Origin of the sequence: Qipengyuania sp. RANM35, assembly GCF_041021145.2 — a bacterium.
GTDB lineage: Bacteria > Pseudomonadota > Alphaproteobacteria > Sphingomonadales > Sphingomonadaceae > Qipengyuania > Qipengyuania soli.
The window spans coordinates 2461203-2477542 of record NZ_CM196433.1; the positions used below are offsets into that span (position 1 = coordinate 2461203).

The following is a 16340-nucleotide window of genomic DNA, read 5'->3' on the forward strand; positions in this document are numbered from 1 at the left end:
CCCGATTTCCCTAGGAGCACCGCGCGTTAGCGGCCCTCGGGCGGCTTGGGAACCCCGTCTGCATCCGATTCGCGCATTTCCCTGCCCTGCTCCTTCCGGCGACGCAGGTTTTCACGCAGTTTCGCGGCAAGCCTCTCTTCGCGGCTCATCTTGTCGTTCTGGTCAGACATCGCGCAACCTTTTGCGAATTTCGCTGCGAGGCTCAAGCGGAGGTTGACTTATCCGCCGTGTCTGCCAATAGCGCGCGCCTCCACCCCGCGAGCCTTTCCGCGGTGGATCCGTGCTGCTGTAGCTCAGTGGTAGAGCGCACCCTTGGTAAGGGTGAGGTCGGGAGTTCAATCCTCCCCAGCAGCACCATTTTCCAGATCGATGCCTTCCGACACCACAGGCGAGCCGTCTTCGCGCGCGACGAGCAGCTTGTCGATACGGCGCCCGTCCATGTCGACCACTTCGAAGCGATAGCCCTGGTCGTGGAAATGCTCGCCTTCATTGGGCAGGCGCTTGAGGACATGGAGGGCGTAGCCGGCAGCGGTGCCGAACTCGCGATCGTCGCCGTATTCGAGGTCCAGCTTGTCGGCGAGCACATCGGCAGAGAGCGACCCCGAGACGAGCAGGCTGCCGTCCTCGCGCTCGACCATGCCCGGTCCGTCGCCATGCTCCTGGTCGCTGACGAAATCACCCACGAGCGTCGTAAGCAGGTCCACTGGCGTAACGATTCCGTCGAGGTGCCCATATTCGTCGTGGACCATCGCCATGGCCACTTCCGCCTGCTGCAGGACGCGGAGCGCGTCCACCGCATCGAGCTGGTCCGGCACGACTTCGGCCTTCTTCATCAGCGCCGCCAAGTCCACCTCTTCGCCGGTGACCATGCGGGTGAGGATCTCGCGGACCTTTACCACCCCCACAACCTTGTCGGCCGAGCCTTCCGCCACGGGAAGGAGCGAGTGCGGGCTCTTCTCGATAGTGGCGCGGATCGCATCCTGATCGGCACCAAGGTCGATCCAGTCGATCTCGGTGCGCGGCGTCATCATTTCGCGCACAGGCCGCTGGGCCAGACGTACGACGCCCTGCAGCATCTGGTGCTGTTCGTGCTCGATCACGCCGCTGCGCGTTGCCTCGGCGAAGAGCATGTGAAGTTCCTCGGCTGTCACCGCGCTCTGCCCGGCAGGGCGCACGCCGAGAAGACGGATGAGCAAGCCGGAAGAGGCATCTAGCAGCCACACAAGCGGAGCGGCCACGCGGGCAAGAATCGCCATCGGCAGCGCCATGGCAATGGCGATCGGCACTGCCGCGCGCAGGGCGACCTGCTTCGGCACCAGCTCGCCGACGACGAGGCTGAGGTACGTCGTCAGGGCGATAACGGCGGCAAAGCCTGCTTCTTCCGCCCACTGGGCGGGAAAACCCCAGGCCAGCAGGCGGTCGGCCACCGGACCGCCAAGGCTCGCTCCGGAGTAGGCGCCAGCGATGATGCCGATGAGGGTGATGCCGATCTGGACCGTCGAAAGGAATTTTCCCGGTTCCGCAGCCAGATCGAGCGCCGTTTTAGCGCCGCTGCTGCCATTGTGCGCGGCGGCCCGCAGTCGTGCAGTGCGGGCCGATACGATGGCCAGCTCGCTCATGGCGAAGACGCCGTTCAGCACGATCAGTCCTGCGATGATGAGCAGGTCGGTCCAGGGAAAGGGTGTCACGCGACTGCGCTAGCACAAATGGCGCACTCTTCCAGTGGAGGCTTGCACTTATTGTCCAGCGCTTCAGGAACAGGCGCGCGATTCGAATGTTGGAGGGGAAGACGCGGGTGGGCGCGTCCCATCCAACGCGGGCTCAAAAGGGAACCCTCGAAAGACCGTACGCCCGTCGCCAAGGAGGAATGATAATGAAGAAATCGCGCATCCTTACTGCCAGTCTCGCCGCCGTGTCGCTGATGACCGTGTCGGCATGTGTCACCGATCCCAACACCGGCGAGAAGAAGGTCTCGCGCACCGTCCTCGGCGGCGCTGGCGGCGCTGTGCTCGGCGGCCTGCTGGGTGGTGTCATCGGCGGGAAGACCGGACGCATCGTCGGCGCTGTCGGCGGTGCCGCTGCCGGTGGCTACGTCGGCTACAAGATGGACCAGCAGATCAAGGAACTGAAGGAACAGACTGCCGGTTCGGGCGTGGACGTTTCGGAAGTCGACGGTGGCGATGCCATCCTCGTCAACCTGCCCGACGGCGTGACCTTCGCCACCGGCAGCTACACGATTTCGCCCGGTTTCCGTGACCTGCTCGACCGCGTCGCGGCAAGCCTCAAGCAGTACCCGAACAGCCTCGTCGACGTTTACGGCCATACCGACACGGTTGGCTCGGCATCGTCGAACCAGCGCCTGTCGGAACAGCGTGCACAGGCAGTGGCGAACTACCTGATCTCGCAGGGTGTCAGCTCGTCGCGCATCCGCTGGATGGGCTTCGGCGAGACGCAGCTCAAGGTTGCGACCGGCGATGGCGTCAACGAGCCCCTGAACCGCCGCGTCGAAATCAAGATCATCCCGTTCGACCAGAATGACGTGGCTGCTGCCCAGGCCGCCCAGAACTGATAAGAACGAACCCTCGGGTTTCGCAAAAGGGGAAGGGCCGTCCGTTTGGGCGGCCCTTTTCCTATGCGGGCAGCTGCGCGGCGCGCGCAGCGAGCCTTTCCACCGCAGCGCCGTGAATCGCGGGCGCGCTTGCAAGGACACCGAAAGCGCGCGGATCGCGCTTGTTGTAATCAAGCTTGTTGCCGAAGGCGTCGCTGATCGCTGCACCTGCTTCACGTGCAATCATGCCCGCAGCCGCGATGTCCCATTCGAAGCCCCAACGCAGCGTCGCGACAAGGTCCGCTTCGTCCGCCGCCACCATCGCGATGCGCAGCGCAATCGAATTGGGCTGGTCAACCATGACGAGGTCGGCGTCGGTCTTGGGCAGTGCGTGGGCCGGCACACGCGAACCGGGGAATTCACTGCGCGTCGATGAGCGCAGGCGTTCGCCATTGCGCCAGGCGCCCTGACCCGCGACCGCGCTCCAGTTCTCGCCGCGCGCCGGTGCTGCCAGCATGCCGATCAGCGGCCGCCCCGAACTGATCAGCGCAACGGACACTGCCCAGCCCGGGCGGCCGCGGATGAAGTCTCGCGTGCCGTCGACCGGATCGACCAGCCAGATGAGGTCGCGATCGAGGCGTGAGGGATCGTCCGCCGTCTCTTCAGACAGCCAGCCCGCGGCCGGCAATAGCGCACCGAGCTCGCGCTTAAGGAAAGCGTCGACAGCAAGGTCGGCTTCGCAAACCGGGCTGTTGGGTTCCTTCTCCCAGCTACGCACGACATTGCCTGCCCCCGGCCAGAGGTCATGGGCGATCCGTCCCGCTTCGGAGACGATCGATTCCAGGCGTTTGCTGTCGATCATTGGAGACGCCTCGCCCCTGCACCCGAAAACCGCACTTTTCAAGCGCGCCCAGACATGCTTATGCGCCCGGCGACTCCCTTTCCCCCAACGCGCATCACGCGAAGGACGAACGAACCCATGAACATCCACGAATACCAGGCCAAGGAACTGCTCGCGAAATACGGCATCGGCATCCCCGCAGGACACGCCGCGCTGACTGTCGAAGAAGCGATCGAGGGTGCGAAGAAGCTGCCCGGACCGCTTTATGTCGTGAAGGCGCAGATCCACGCCGGTGGCCGTGGCAAGGGCAAGTTCAAGGAACTGGGTCCCGATGCCAAGGGTGGCGTCCGCCTGTCGAAGAGCATCGAGGACGTCGAAGCGAACGCCAAGGAAATGCTCGGCAATACGCTGGTGACGATCCAGACCGGCGAGGCGGGCAAGCAGGTTAACCGCCTCTACGTCACCGATGGCGTCGATATCGCTTCGGAATACTACCTGTCCATGTTGGTCGACCGCGCATCGGGCCGCGTCGCCATGATCGTCTCCACCGAAGGCGGGATGGACATCGAGGAAGTCGCCCACTCGACGCCCGAGAAGATCACCACCATCACCATCGATCCGGCGCAGGGCTTCATGCCGCACCACGGCCGTGCGGTGGCCTTCGCCCTCAAGCTGAAGGGCGAGCTCAACAAGCAGGCACAGAAGCTGGCCAAGCAGCTCTACACCGCGTTCATGGACCTCGATTGCGAAATGCTCGAGATCAACCCGCTCGTTGAAACCGAGGACGGCAACCTTCTCGTCCTCGACACCAAGATGAGCTTCGACGGCAACGCCATGTTCCGGCACAAGGACGTGGAGGCGCTGCGCGACATCACCGAGGAAGACCCGGCCGAAGTCGAGGCAAGCGAATACGACCTCGCCTACATCAAGCTCGACGGGAACATCGGCTGCATGGTCAACGGTGCCGGCCTCGCCATGGCGACGATGGACATCATCAAGCTCAATGGCGCTTTCCCGGCAAACTTCCTCGACGTGGGCGGCGGTGCCACCACCGAGAAGGTGACTGCGGCGTTCAAGATCATCCTCAAGGATCCGGCGGTCGAGGGCATCCTCGTCAACATCTTCGGCGGCATCATGAAGTGCGACGTCATCGCCAATGGCATCGTCCAGGCGGCGAAGGACGTGAACCTCTCGGTCCCGCTGGTCGTCCGCCTCGAAGGCACGAACGTGAACGAGGGCAAGGCGATCCTCGACAATTCGGGCCTCGCGATCGTAAGCGCCGACGATCTCGGTGATGCGGCACGCAAGATCGTGGCGGAGGTCAAGAAGGCCGCGTGAGCGCCCTCGTCACCTTGCCGTAAGGAATAGGGAAAGGCGGGCCTCGCGAGGGGTCCGCCTTTCTCATTTGGCCGACCGCGAATGCTCTGGTGCGGTCGAACATAAACTACGTAGGAGGGCCTGCCTCACTTGACGTTTACGTAAACGCAAGCTAGGCGAGCCGCAGATTCATTCGAGAGGAAGGAAACCCGATGAAAATCCTCGTCCCCGTCAAGCGGGTGATCGACTACAACGTCAAGCCGCGGGTCAAGGCCGACGGCACCGGCGTCGATCTCGCCAACGTCAAGATGAGCATCAACCCGTTCGACGAAATCGCCGTCGAGGAAGCGATCCGCATCAAGGAAGCTGGCAAGGCGACCGAGATCGTGGCCGTCTCCATCGGCCCGGCGAAGGCACAGGAAACGCTGCGCACCGCGCTCGCCATGGGTGCCGACCGCGCAATCCTCGTGCAGACCGACGACGAGGTCGAGCCGCTCGCCGTTGCCAAGATTCTCAAGGCGATTGCCGAGGCCGAAGAGTCGGGTCTGATCCTGCTCGGCAAGCAGGCGATCGACGACGATTCGAACCAGACCGGCCAGATGCTCGCTGCCCTCATGGGTCGCCCGCAAGGGACCTTCGCCAATACCGTGGCAGTCGACGGAGACAGCGTCACCGTGAAGCGTGAAGTCGACGGCGGTCTCGAGACCGTGAAGCTCTCGCTCCCTGCCATCGTCACCACCGACCTGCGCCTCAACGAGCCGCGCTATGCTTCGCTGCCCAACATCATGAAGGCGAAGTCGAAGCCGCTCGATACCAAGGCTCCGGCCGACTACGGCGTCGACACTGCGCCGCGCCTCAAGACGCACAAGGTCACCGAGCCGCCGGTGCGCCAGGCCGGCATCAAGGTCGCCGACGTCGACGAGCTGGTCGCCAAGATCAAAGCCCTCGGCATCGCGTAAGCCCCGGACACGAAAGGAATCACGAAAATGAAAACTCTCGTCTGGGTGGAACACGACAACGCCCACATGAAGGACGCCACTCTGGCTGCGGTTACCGCCGCTTCGAAGCTCGGTGAAGTCCACCTCCTCGTCGCCGGCAAGGGTTGCCGCGGCGTGGCCGAGGAAGCCGCCAAGGTCGCCGGCGTCGGCAAGGTGCACGTCGCCGATGACGCCGCCTACGAGCACGCGCTGGCCGAGAACGTCGCTCCGCTCGTCGTCGATCTGATGGGTCACCACGATGCCTTCGTCGCGCCCGCCACCACCACCGGCAAGAACATCGCGCCGCGCGTCGCCGCACTGCTCGACGTGATGCAGATTTCGGACATCCTCTCGGTCGAAGGCGACAAGACCTTCACCCGTCCGATCTATGCCGGCAACGCCATCGCTACTGTGGAATCGAGCGACCCCAAGCTGGTCATCACCGTGCGCGGTACCGCCTTCGACAAGGCGGCGACGGAAGGCGGTTCGGGCACCATCGAGGACGTCGCCTCGACCGGTGACGCCGGCACGTCGAGCTTCGTCTCGGCCGAAATCGCCAAGAGCGAACGTCCGGAACTCACCAGTGCCAAAGTCATCGTTTCGGGTGGCCGCGCGCTCAAGGACTCCGAGACCTTCCAAGAAGTCATCATCCCGCTGGCCGACAAGCTCGGCGCGGGTGTCGGCGCCAGCCGCGCGGCGGTCGATGCGGGCTATGTCCCCAACGACTACCAGGTCGGCCAGACCGGCAAGATTGTGGCCCCGGAAGTCTACATCGCCATCGGCATTTCGGGCGCTATCCAGCACCTTGCCGGCATGAAGGATTCCAAGACCATCATCGCCATCAACAAGGACGAGGACGCCCCGATCTTCCAGGTCGCGGACATCGGCCTCGTCGGCGATCTCTTCAAGATCGTGCCGGAGCTCACCGGAAAGCTCTGAATTCACGCAAAGTTTGCAAGTTCACTTGCATAAGGAGGCCCGGGTATTTCGCCCGGGCCTTTTTCGTTGCATGAGGGATGCATGACCGATCACCTTCCTTCCTATTCGCAGGGGGATGTGAAGCAGGCGCTGCTTGCCGCGGGTGCGTCGGGCACAATCTATTCGCTGGTCATGCCCGAGAGCGAGGCGGTGCTGGCCGAGGTCATGGACGGCGGTCCTGCGGGGCGCGATGCCGGGCTGCTCGAACACTACCGCGAAGCCTGGACCCAGAAGCAGGACGCTCTGCACGAGGGCTATTTCGAGCGCTGGATCGCGTGGTCCGCGCCGGTCGTGAAGTTCGAAGCCGCCGCGTTCCCGCACCGCTATCCCACCGCTGGGGCGAGCGAGGGTATCTTCAAGCTGATGGCCGAGTATGCCGCCCGCGCCCGTAGCGAGGGGTTTGCGCCCTCGATCCATATCTTCGACGGAGAGTACGAGGGATTTCCAGCCTACGCTGCAAGTCTGGGGCTGCCGTTGGTGCGGCACAGTCGAATCGAGTGGATGGAAGTTGCAAGTCACGCCGAGCGCAACGCGCAGTTCTGGATCAGCCAGCCATCAGCAATCGACGGGAGCGTCTGGCCGCATTTCGACGCTTTTGCCCGAGGGCTGGCGGAAGAACGACCCGACATCGCTCTCGTCCCCGACCTCACCTATGTCGGGAACGTGGCGCGCGCATTCGAGGTGGCGATCGACCTGCCCAACGTAGCGCATTTCGTATTCAGCCATTCCAAGCCCTTCGGCGGATACTACCACCGCGTCGGCGGCGTCTTTTCGCGCGAGGAGAGTCCAGCGCTGTTCGGCAACAAGTGGTTCAAGAACCTCCTCAGCCTTGCCTGGGGCAGCGCGATGATGGACAGATTCGGCGTCCACGAACTGCCCCGTCGTTACGCCGGGGTGCAGGCTGAAGCGACACGAGGAATCGGACGCCTCCTCGACGTTGAACGTCTTCAGCCCGCCGACGTGAACCTGCTCGCTACCGCACCCGTCTCCGATGCCGACAGCACATTGGTACGCATGCTCCATCGCGGGTCGGGTGACGAGGCCGTCGTCCGCCTGTGCGCGACCCCCGCCATGGCGGCCCTTATCGATCCCAGGCTCGCCGCCAGCACCGCGCCGCAGCTCCTCGAACGCTGGCGAGCGGAGGGCCTCGCATGAGGGCCGATCGCATCGACCTGCTGATCTCGCGCGACGAAATCCACGAGTATGTATTGAACCTTTGGGCGGACGGCCCGATCGCGGAGTCGCACCGCAAGGGCGGGATGGTCCACGATATCGTCGATCGCTTCGGCAAGGTCCCGCGCTTCTTCTACGAACCATCCGAGCCGGACATCGAGTGGACGCACTTCTCGACCTGGTGGGGCGGCATCCTGCTGTGCGATTACGACAATCCGCACATCCGCGACCTGCGCTATCTCCACGAGATCTACCACGGCGCCACGCTGCCCTATTTGCGCGATTGCAGTGTCGCGATGCTGGAATCGAAGAACTTCGCCAACGAGCGGCAGGCGTCCACCCTGACCGAGATGGCGATTTATCTCGAGCTGCCCGAGCTGCGCGAACTTACCTTCGACCACCCCATCTTCATGGATCGCTTCCTCTATCCGACAGGCGACTTTTCACGCCCCGACCGACAGCTTGTCGACCATTGGAAGGCCGACAGCCGCACGACCTTCGACTTCCTCCTCGAACAGCGGCGGAAGGTCATCGAGGCACCGGCCAGCGAGATTGATCCTGCCGATCCGCAGGTGATCTGGCTGAGGCGCTACGGCGAACAAGGTCGCAACTGGGTCCGTATCTGGAGCGAGCGCTATGGCGAGGTGGAGAACGCCATGCTCACGCTCATCGAGCGTAGCGCCGCGGGCGAGCGCGAAGCGGCCGGCCGCAACCATCTTGCGTGGCTGCTCTCGGACGTGGTCAGCGAGGGAACAGGCGTACCCTTCCATCGCGAGGCGCGTGCCTTCCGCGATGCTTTCGACACGCTGGTCACTGCCTACGACGCTGCCATGACCGAGAGCGGTGAGACCGCGGTCAAAGGCAAAGCGCCTGGCTGACCGGCCCGCGCCATGTCGTATTCGTACTCGCAAAGGTCAAACAGCCTTTCTAGGCTGATCCGGATTTGAAAGTTTGGGGTCGCAAATGGTTACGAAATCACTCTTGGCATCGGCATGCCTTTCGCTGGCAATTGCACCTGTAGCGGCACGGGGCGCAGACAGGGCTCCGATCGTGCTCAAGCCGATAGGCCAGTGGAACCTGGACATGGGCGAAAACAAGTGCCGCATCGCACGTGTGTTCGGTAGCGAAGAGCAGAAGGCCGCATTCTATCTTGAACAGTGGTCGCCATCTGAGGAAGCCGATTGGGCCGTTGCGGCACGCGAGGTCGCCGGGTTTCGCAGCGATCGGAAGACCACTTATGCGTTCGGCCCTGGCGGCAAGAGCGATGATTTCGAGTTCACCAAAACAAGTTTCGGCGACTTCGGGAATCTCGTTGGCGCCAGAAGCAAGATCGTGAGTGACGACCCTTCGCAAGAGGATGTGAACTCGAACGATGATGACGAGCGTGACTGGCAAGCTCGTCCTCGCGGACTCGAGCAACTCGATTCCGACCGCGCTGCCCAAATAACTTCGCTGACATTATCGCAGTCGGGCCGAACGGATGTGGTCATCGAAACGGGAGGTCTGAAACCGGTCCTCGCTGCGATGAATGCATGCATGGAGGACCTCGTTAGGCACTGGGGCCTCGATCCGGCGGAGCAAAGGAGGGTAGTGAGCCCTCCCAAGGCCACCAACATGCCCAAGGTGGTCCAATACATAATGAGCACCTATCCTGCAGGGGCGCTGAGGAAAGGTGCCCAGGCCACTTTCCACTTGCGGATCATGGTGGGTACCAATGGCGCGGTCGAGGAGTGCGTCCTCACCAACCAGACCCTGGCCGAGGATTTCGACATGAAGCGCCATCCCTGCTTCGCATTTACGACGCGAGCGGTAATGGAGCCTGCACGAGACGCCGCCGGCGAGCCTGTCAGGTCCTTCTACACCGCTCGGATCGCCTATCGGATCGGATGAGCGCGGCGCTGCCACACAGCAGCACCTGCCTAACCTATCGTCTCCGACAGGAAGTGGAGCGTCAGGCCAACGAGCCCGCCGACCATCGTACCGTTGATACGAATGAACTGGAGGTCGCGGCCGACAGCGCCTTCGACCCGGTCGGTGATGGTCTGCGCGTCCCAGCGCTTCACGGTTTCCGACACCAGCCTGACGATCTGGTCGCCGTAGCGCGTGGCAATCCCGACAGCGGTACGGCGCGCAAAGCGGTTGACCTGGCGCTGCAATCGCTCGTCGTCCCGCAGGGCTGCGCCCAGTTCTCCCAGGGTTTCCCCGAGATAGCCTTCGCCCGCGCCGCCGTTCGATCGGATCGACTTGATGAGGCCTGCACGCAGGCGCTCCCACACGCCCTGCCACCAGTCGCCGATGGCAGGATTGTTGAGCAGTTCGCGCTTCATCCGCTCGACCCGCTCCTGCATCTCGGGGTCTTCGCGTAGACCCTTTGCAAGTTCATGTAGACCTTCCTCTATCTTGTCACGCAGGGGATGCTCCGGATCGACGAGGACTTCCGCCAGCAGCTTGTAGAGCCCATCGATGACCGAATTGGCCAACCGCTCATCAAGGCCGGTAAAGCGCAGCACGGCATTGGCGCGCTTGTGCACCATGTCACGCACCAGTGTTTCGTTGTCCTCCAGCACCAGCCCTGCCCAGCGGATGATCTTGTCGATGAGCGGCTTGTGCCGGCCGTCGGCGATCATCGCTTCGAGCATGCCGCCCAGCAACGGGGCGATGTCGAGCTTCTCCAGCTGCGCCTTTATGCCCCCGCGTACCTGCCCGCCGAGCCGGTCGGGATCCAGCGACTGCAGCACTTCGATCGCAAGCTCGCCTGCGCCTGCGCGGATGCGGGAGTCGCGGGCCGACTTGGGATCGGCAAGGTAGCTGCCGACCGCCTTGGCCAAGTTCATCGTGCCCATGCGTCGGCCGACGACCGCGGGGGTGAGGAAGTTCTCGCGCAGGAACTGCGCCATGGTGTCGGCGATACGGTCCTTGTTTTCAGGGATGATGGCGGTGTGCGGGATGGGCAGGCCGAGCGGACGGCGGAACAGCGCCGTAACCGCGAACCAATCGGCGAGTCCGCCGACCATGGCTGCTTCCGCAAAAGCGTGGAGATAGCCCCAAGCGGGGTGCAGATCGAGGTAGCGCCCGGAGAGCAGGAACAGCCCCGCCATCAGGACGATCAATCCGGTGGCAGTTCGCCGCATCACCCGCGCGCGGTCGGGCGCTAGCTGAGGGCCGGCAAATGCCGAACCCGCGGGCAAGTGGTCACTCACTCCGCGGGCTCTGCCTCCGGCGCCTGGCCGCCGCCCACGATGCCGCGCTTGTCGTCACCTTCCTTGTAGGTGAGCAAACGACCGCGCAGCCACGGGCCGGCACGCTTTTCGAAGCCGTCAGCAAGACTGAAGCCTGCTGGCACGATGAGCAGGGTGAGCAGGGTAGAAAGGATCAGGCCGCCAATCACCATGGTCCCCATCGGCGCGCGCCACGCACCGTCGCCTGCTCCAAGGACGCCCGAGAGCGCAGTCGGCACCATGCCTGCGGTCATCGCCACCGTGGTCATAACGATCGGCTGGGCACGCTTGTGGCCAGCATCGAGCAGGGCGTGAAGCTTGCGCGTGCCTTTGGCCATTTCCTCGATCGCGAAGTCGATCAACAGGATCGAGTTCTTCGACACGATGCCGAGAAGCAGCAGGATACCGATATAGATGGGCATCGATTGCGGCTGGCCGAACAGCCAGACAAGCAGGATGCCTCCCAAGGGCGCAAGCAGCAGCGAGGTCATGTTCACCAGCGGACTGATGATGCGCTTGTAGAGGAGGACCAGCACGGCGAAAACGAGGAAGAAGCCGGCGACGATGGCAATCATCAGGTTCTGCAGCATTTCTGCCTGCCACTCGTCCTCGCCGACCACGTCGCGGATGACGCCCTGTGGCAGGTCCTTGAGGATCGGAAGCTCGTCGATCTTCTTCTGGGCTTCACCCTTGATAACGCCCTGGGCAAGGTCGGCACCCACGAGGACGCGGCGGTTCTGGTTGTAGCGCTGAATAGCTGTCGGGCCCGAACCGAAAGTGATTTCGGCCACGCGGGACAGCGGGACCGAACCACCGCTCGCTGTCTGCACCGGCAAGTTCTTGATCGTTTCTAGGCTTTCGCGCGATTCCTCGGGCAGCATGACGCGGATCGGGATCTGGCGGTCCGAGAGCGAGAACTTCGCGGCATTCTGCTCGATCTCGCCCATGGTGGCGATGCGGATGGTCTGGCTCAGCGCCACCGTGGTCACGCCAAGGTCTGCGGCGAGATCTTCGCGCGGGCGAATGATGATTTCGGGCCGGTTGACGTCAGCACTGATGCGCGGCGCAACCAGGGTATCGATACCCTTCATCTGCTCGACCAGCGTGGCGGCCGTTTCCTCGAGGAGTTCGGGATCGGATCCGGCGAGCATGATGGTCATGTCGCGGCCCGAGCCGAAGCCGCCCGATTGCGATGCAAAGCGGATGCGTGCGTCGGCCATCTGCGCGAATTGCGGAGCGAGGCTGCGCTCGAAGTCGATCGAGCTGCGCTCGCGGTCTTCCTTGAGCGTGATGTAGATTGTCGCCTGGCCTTCGCGCACGCGTTCCAGCGCCAGCTCGACCTCGGGCTGCTCGTAAAGCACCTTCGACACGCGGTCGGCGACTTCGCGCGTGGTTTCCAGCGTAGTGCCGGGCACCATCTCGATCTCGATGCGGCTGTTTTCGCTGTCGATCACCGGCTGGAACTGCGCCGGGACGATGGTGAACAACAGGATAGTCAGCATCAGCGAGAAATAACCGATACCCAGCATCCATACCCGATGGTCGAGGAAGCGGGCGTGGAGATACTTCCACACCTGACGCATATGATCGCCAAACAGTCCGACGATGAAGCCGATCAGCTTGAACAGCGCCAGTACGGCCAACAGTCCAGCACCAAGCGCTATCGCCACCTGGATGATCTCGATGATCTTGGCGACGACGACAGCAAAGATATTTTCCGATCCGCCGGTGATCAGCGCGGGCAGTCCCAGGCCATTGATCGCATTGAACACGGCGAAGATAGCGGCGCCCGCGACAGCAAGCGCTGCGAGCACAGTGAACAACAGGCCAAGGACATAGAGCCAGCGATGGCGCGGACCTTCCAGCCCTTCGCGTGCCGCATACATCTTGCCGCGGTCGAGCGACCACCTGAGGACTTCCATGTAACGGTCCATCAGCGGACCTTCGCCGTGTGCAGCCTGTCCCTGCGCCTTGAGGAAATAGGCGGCCAGCATGGGCGTGATCATGCGGGCAACGGCCAGCGACATGAGCACGGCAACGACGACCGTCAGGCCGAAATTCTTGAAGAACTGGCCCGAAATGCCCGGCATCGCGCCGACGGGGAAGAATACCGCAACGATACAGAAGCTGGTGGCAACCACCGGCAAGCCGATCTCGTCGGCAGCGTCGATCGAGGCCTGGTAGGCGGTCTTGCCCATGCGCATGTGTCTGACGATGTTCTCGATCTCCACGATCGCATCGTCGACCAGCACGCCTGCAACCAATGCCAAGGCCAGCAGCGAGAGCTGGTTCAGGTTGAAACCCAGCAGGTCCATGAACCAGAAGGTCGGAATGGCCGACAGCGGAATGGCGACTGCGGAAATTGCTGTCGCGCGCCAGTCGCGCAGGAAGAAGAACACCACGACGACGGCGAGGATGGCACCCTCGATCATCGCGGCCATGGCGCTTTCGTACTGTTCCTTGGTGTACTTCACCGTGTTGAAAAGGGGGATGAACTTGATGCCCGGCGTCTCCGCCTGGATCTTCTCGATTTCCTTCACCGCCTCTTCGTAAACCGTGACGTCCGAAGCACCCTTTGCGCGGCTCATGGCGAAGTTCACGACCTGCTTGCCCCGGACGGTGGCGATGGAGGTTTGCTCCGAATTTCCGTCACGCACGGTGGCCACGTCGGCCAGCTTGATGGTCCGGCCGCCGCCCAGCTGGATCTGGCGCTGGCTCAGTTCGAATGCATCGGCATTGTTACCGAGGACGCGGACCGACTGGCGCGTGCCCCCCACTTCGGCAGTGCCGCCTGCAGTATCGAGATTGTTCGCGCGCAGAACGTTGTTGATCTGGCTGGCGGTCACACCGAGTGCCTGCATCTTGGGCAGGTCGAGGATGACCTCGATTTCCCGATCGACGCCGCCGAAGCGATTGACCTCGGCCATGCCTTCGATGCCGAGCAGACGCTTGGCCACCGTATCGTCGATGAACCAGCTCAATTGCTCGATGGTCATGTCATCGGCTTCGACCGCATAGATTGCGAGGAAGCCGCCGGAGATTTCCTCCTTGGTGACACGCGGTTCGAGAATGCCGTCCGGCAGGCTCCCGCGAACCGTGTCGATGGCGTTCTTTACCTCCGAAACCGCGTCGTTCGGGTCGATACCGATCTCGAACTCGATGAAGGTGTTGGAGTTGCCTTCCCGCGCGGTCGAATTGATCGAATTTACGCCGTTGATCGAACGGACGGCCGCCTCGACGCGTTGGGTGATCTGGTTCTCGATCTCGGTCGGGGCAGCACCCGGCTGCGAAATCGAGACATTGACCGCCGGGAATTCGATGTCGGGGTTGTTGACCACGTCCATGCGCATAAACGCGATCAGACCCGCGAGCAGCAGCGCGGTAAACGCGACCAGGGGAATGGTCGGGTTGCGGATCGACCAGGCCGAGATATTGCGGAAGTTCATCGGTCGACTGCCTCAGCTACCCTTGGCCATCTGCGGCTTCACCGTTTCGCCTTCGGTCAGGAAGCCGCCGGCTCGAAGCACGACGCGCTCCTTGCCGTTGAGGCCCTCGGTCACCACGATACCCTGCGGCGTGACCGCACCGGTGGTGATCGGGCGCCGTTTCGCCTTGCCCTCGCTATCTACGATGTAAACGAATGCTCCCTCGCGATCGGACAGGACCGCCGATTCAGGCAGGACAGGCGCCACGACCGCGCCGCTTTCAATGGTCGCGGTTGCGAAGCCACCGGGGCGAAGTTCGGGAGCGTAAGGCAGCGCAATCCGTGCCGTACCCTGGCGATCGGCGTTGCTGATGGTCGGCGAAATCTGCCAGATCTGGCCCGAAAAAGTCTTTTCCGAACCGACGGGCTGCACCTTGGCCGTCTTGCCGGCGCCGATTTTGGCAAGGTCGCTCTCGCTCAGCTTGGCGAGCATCTCCATCTCGCCCCCGCGAGCGATGCGGAACAGCGCCTGCGCACCGCCTGCCACTGTCTGGCCGACCTCGACATTGCGTTCGAGAACAAGGCCTGCCGCCGGAGCTACAATATTCAGGCGCGCATTGCGTGCCTGCAACTCGCGCAACTGCGCTTGTGCCACGCGGACGCGGGCGACAGCAGCATCGCGCGTCGCAGTTAGCCGATCGACGTCGGCGGTCGACACGAAGCCGCGCTCAACCAGCTTGAGCGAACGGTCGAGATTGGCCTGAGCGAGGTTCGCATCTGCCTGTGCGACCTGGATCTGGGCCGCGGCACTCTGCGCCTGCTGGGACTGGACCGAGCGATCGATGACCGCAAGAACCTGGCCCTGGCGCACCCAATCGCCGGCTTCGACCGGTATCGCAATGACGCGTCCGCCTTCACCGACAGCGCCGACCGGCATATCGCGGCGAGCCGCCAACGTGCCAGTGGCCACTATCTGGCCGGAAACGGTCGTGCGGCCGGGGGCAACGACGGTGACGGTGGGAAGCTGCTGCTCGTTCTCGTCAGTCGGCGCAGTTCCGGAGCGGCCGAATACGACATAGGCGATCAGGATCAGCGCCGCGAGGGCGACAACGGCCGCGATAATCTTCCTGCGTCCGGACGAAGCCGAGCCTTCGCCGTCGGCGACAAAGCCGATCGTGCCCGCATCGCGCGTTTCAAATCCCGTCTCGTAATTCATCGCCATCATGCCCCGGTACTCGTCACTCGGACGTGGTGTATTATCTTGCTATATCACTGAACGCAAGAATTTACCGAAAGGGGCGATAAACCGCCAATTGGGCAAGGGCAACGCGCCGTTCTGCGAAGCGCAAATTCCGGCAGACCAATGTCGCGCGGTTACAACATAACCTGACGGGCCCAAGGCGCGGAAATATGTCGAGAAATAGAAAAAGCGGAGTCTCCGAAAATGGAGACCCCGCTTTTACTTTCGCGATTGCGGTTACTTAACGGACGCGGCCGCGCTGAACCATATTCGCAATGCCGAGCAGGACAATGGCACCGACGATGGCGACCAGGAAGCCCGGAAGGTTGAAAGTCTGGATAGTGGTGTCGATGCCGAACAGCGGACCTGCGAGCAGGTTGCCGATGATCGCACCGATGATTCCGACGACGATGTTCCAGAAAATGCCCATCGAGGCATCACGGTTCATGACCAGGCTTGCGAGCCAGCCGGCAACGCCGCCAACGATAATAGCAATAATCCAACCCATTCTATTTCCTCCTGTATTTCCCGTCGACCGTGTGCCCCCCTTAACGGACAGCAGGACGAAACGGTTCCCCGTTGTTTACCGGGGATACAGCTGGAGCGAGTGGATTGTCGTTTTGT

14 protein-coding genes and 1 tRNA gene are annotated in these 16340 nt (G+C 62.9%); 8 read left to right on the forward strand and 7 right to left on the reverse strand.

From position 1 onward, the window contains the following. Positions 1–26 precede the first annotated feature (26 nt). Positions 27–170, reverse strand: a complete 144-nt coding sequence (locus RAM60_RS12305) for a hypothetical protein (protein WP_200981635.1) — start codon at positions 168–170, stop codon at positions 27–29. A gap of 112 nt (positions 171–282) precedes the next feature. Between RAM60_RS12305 and RAM60_RS12310 the strand changes: the two genes are divergently transcribed. Beyond that, positions 283–357 (forward strand) — tRNA-Thr (locus RAM60_RS12310). On the opposite strand, the gene RAM60_RS12315 is transcribed toward RAM60_RS12310, so the two are convergent. Then, positions 336–1688: a hemolysin family protein gene (locus RAM60_RS12315; RefSeq protein ID WP_369026524.1), complete on the reverse strand. Its 1353-nt coding sequence runs from the start codon at positions 1686–1688 to the stop codon at positions 336–338. The genes RAM60_RS12310 and RAM60_RS12315 overlap by 22 nt on opposite strands. Before the next feature lie 185 nt (positions 1689–1873). Here RAM60_RS12315 and RAM60_RS12320 point away from each other — a divergent pair, with 185 nt between their 5' ends. Further along, positions 1874–2569: a YiaD family glycine zipper/OmpA-like lipoprotein gene (locus RAM60_RS12320; protein WP_200981637.1), complete on the forward strand. Its 696-nt coding sequence runs from the start codon at positions 1874–1876 to the stop codon at positions 2567–2569. A gap of 61 nt (positions 2570–2630) precedes the next feature. On the opposite strand, the gene RAM60_RS12325 is transcribed toward RAM60_RS12320, so the two are convergent. Continuing rightward, entirely contained in the window at positions 2631–3410 is a 780-nt protein-coding gene (locus RAM60_RS12325) for a 3'(2'),5'-bisphosphate nucleotidase CysQ (protein ID WP_369026523.1), read from the reverse strand. Positions 3411–3527: 117 nt separating this feature from the next. On the opposite strand from RAM60_RS12325, the gene sucC reads away from it, so the two are divergent. The 6 genes from sucC (at position 3528) to RAM60_RS12355 (ending at position 9724) form a co-directional block, all read left to right on the forward strand. Continuing rightward, a complete protein-coding gene (gene sucC, locus RAM60_RS12330; protein WP_369026522.1) occupies positions 3528–4727 on the forward strand; it encodes an ADP-forming succinate--CoA ligase subunit beta in 1200 nt (399 codons plus the stop codon). Between the two features lie 191 nt (positions 4728–4918). Then, complete coding sequence (locus RAM60_RS12335; RefSeq protein WP_369026521.1) at positions 4919–5665, forward strand: electron transfer flavoprotein subunit beta/FixA family protein; 747 nt, start codon at positions 4919–4921, stop codon at positions 5663–5665. Positions 5666–5692: 27 nt separating this feature from the next. After that, on the forward strand, positions 5693–6622 hold the full coding sequence (locus tag RAM60_RS12340) for an electron transfer flavoprotein subunit alpha/FixB family protein (RefSeq protein ID WP_369026520.1): 930 nt from the start codon (positions 5693–5695) through the stop codon (positions 6620–6622). 81 nt (positions 6623–6703) lie between these two features. Next, complete coding sequence (locus RAM60_RS12345; protein WP_369026519.1) at positions 6704–7816, forward strand: hypothetical protein; 1113 nt, start codon at positions 6704–6706, stop codon at positions 7814–7816. Beyond that, the gene (locus RAM60_RS12350; protein ID WP_369026518.1) at positions 7813–8712 is read left to right on the forward strand and encodes a hypothetical protein; all 900 of its coding nucleotides are present in this window, start codon (positions 7813–7815) and stop codon (positions 8710–8712) included. The genes RAM60_RS12345 and RAM60_RS12350 overlap by 4 nt, the downstream gene beginning before the upstream one ends. Before the next feature lie 172 nt (positions 8713–8884). Further along, positions 8885–9724: a hypothetical protein gene (locus RAM60_RS12355; RefSeq protein ID WP_369026517.1), complete on the forward strand. Its 840-nt coding sequence runs from the start codon at positions 8885–8887 to the stop codon at positions 9722–9724. A gap of 29 nt (positions 9725–9753) precedes the next feature. Here RAM60_RS12355 and RAM60_RS12360 read toward each other — a convergent pair whose 3' ends face one another. The 4 genes from RAM60_RS12360 to RAM60_RS12375 all read right to left on the reverse strand — a co-directional run bounded on the left by RAM60_RS12360 (position 9754) and on the right by RAM60_RS12375 (position 16224). Beyond that, positions 9754–10965 carry a DUF445 domain-containing protein gene (locus RAM60_RS12360; protein ID WP_369026516.1) on the reverse strand — a complete coding sequence of 404 codons (1212 nt, stop codon included), beginning with the start codon at positions 10963–10965 and terminating at the stop codon, positions 9754–9756. Positions 10966–11030: 65 nt separating this feature from the next. Continuing rightward, positions 11031–14498, reverse strand: coding sequence for an efflux RND transporter permease subunit (locus tag RAM60_RS12365; RefSeq protein ID WP_369026515.1), 3468 nt, complete (start codon positions 14496–14498; stop codon positions 11031–11033). 12 nt (positions 14499–14510) lie between these two features. After that, entirely contained in the window at positions 14511–15692 is a 1182-nt protein-coding gene (locus RAM60_RS12370) for an efflux RND transporter periplasmic adaptor subunit (protein WP_369027327.1), read from the reverse strand. Between the two features lie 265 nt (positions 15693–15957). Further along, positions 15958–16224 (reverse strand): GlsB/YeaQ/YmgE family stress response membrane protein, encoded by a 267-nt coding sequence (locus RAM60_RS12375; RefSeq protein WP_200981647.1) that lies wholly within the window; start codon positions 16222–16224, stop codon positions 15958–15960. Between the last annotated feature and the right edge of the window lie 116 nt (positions 16225–16340).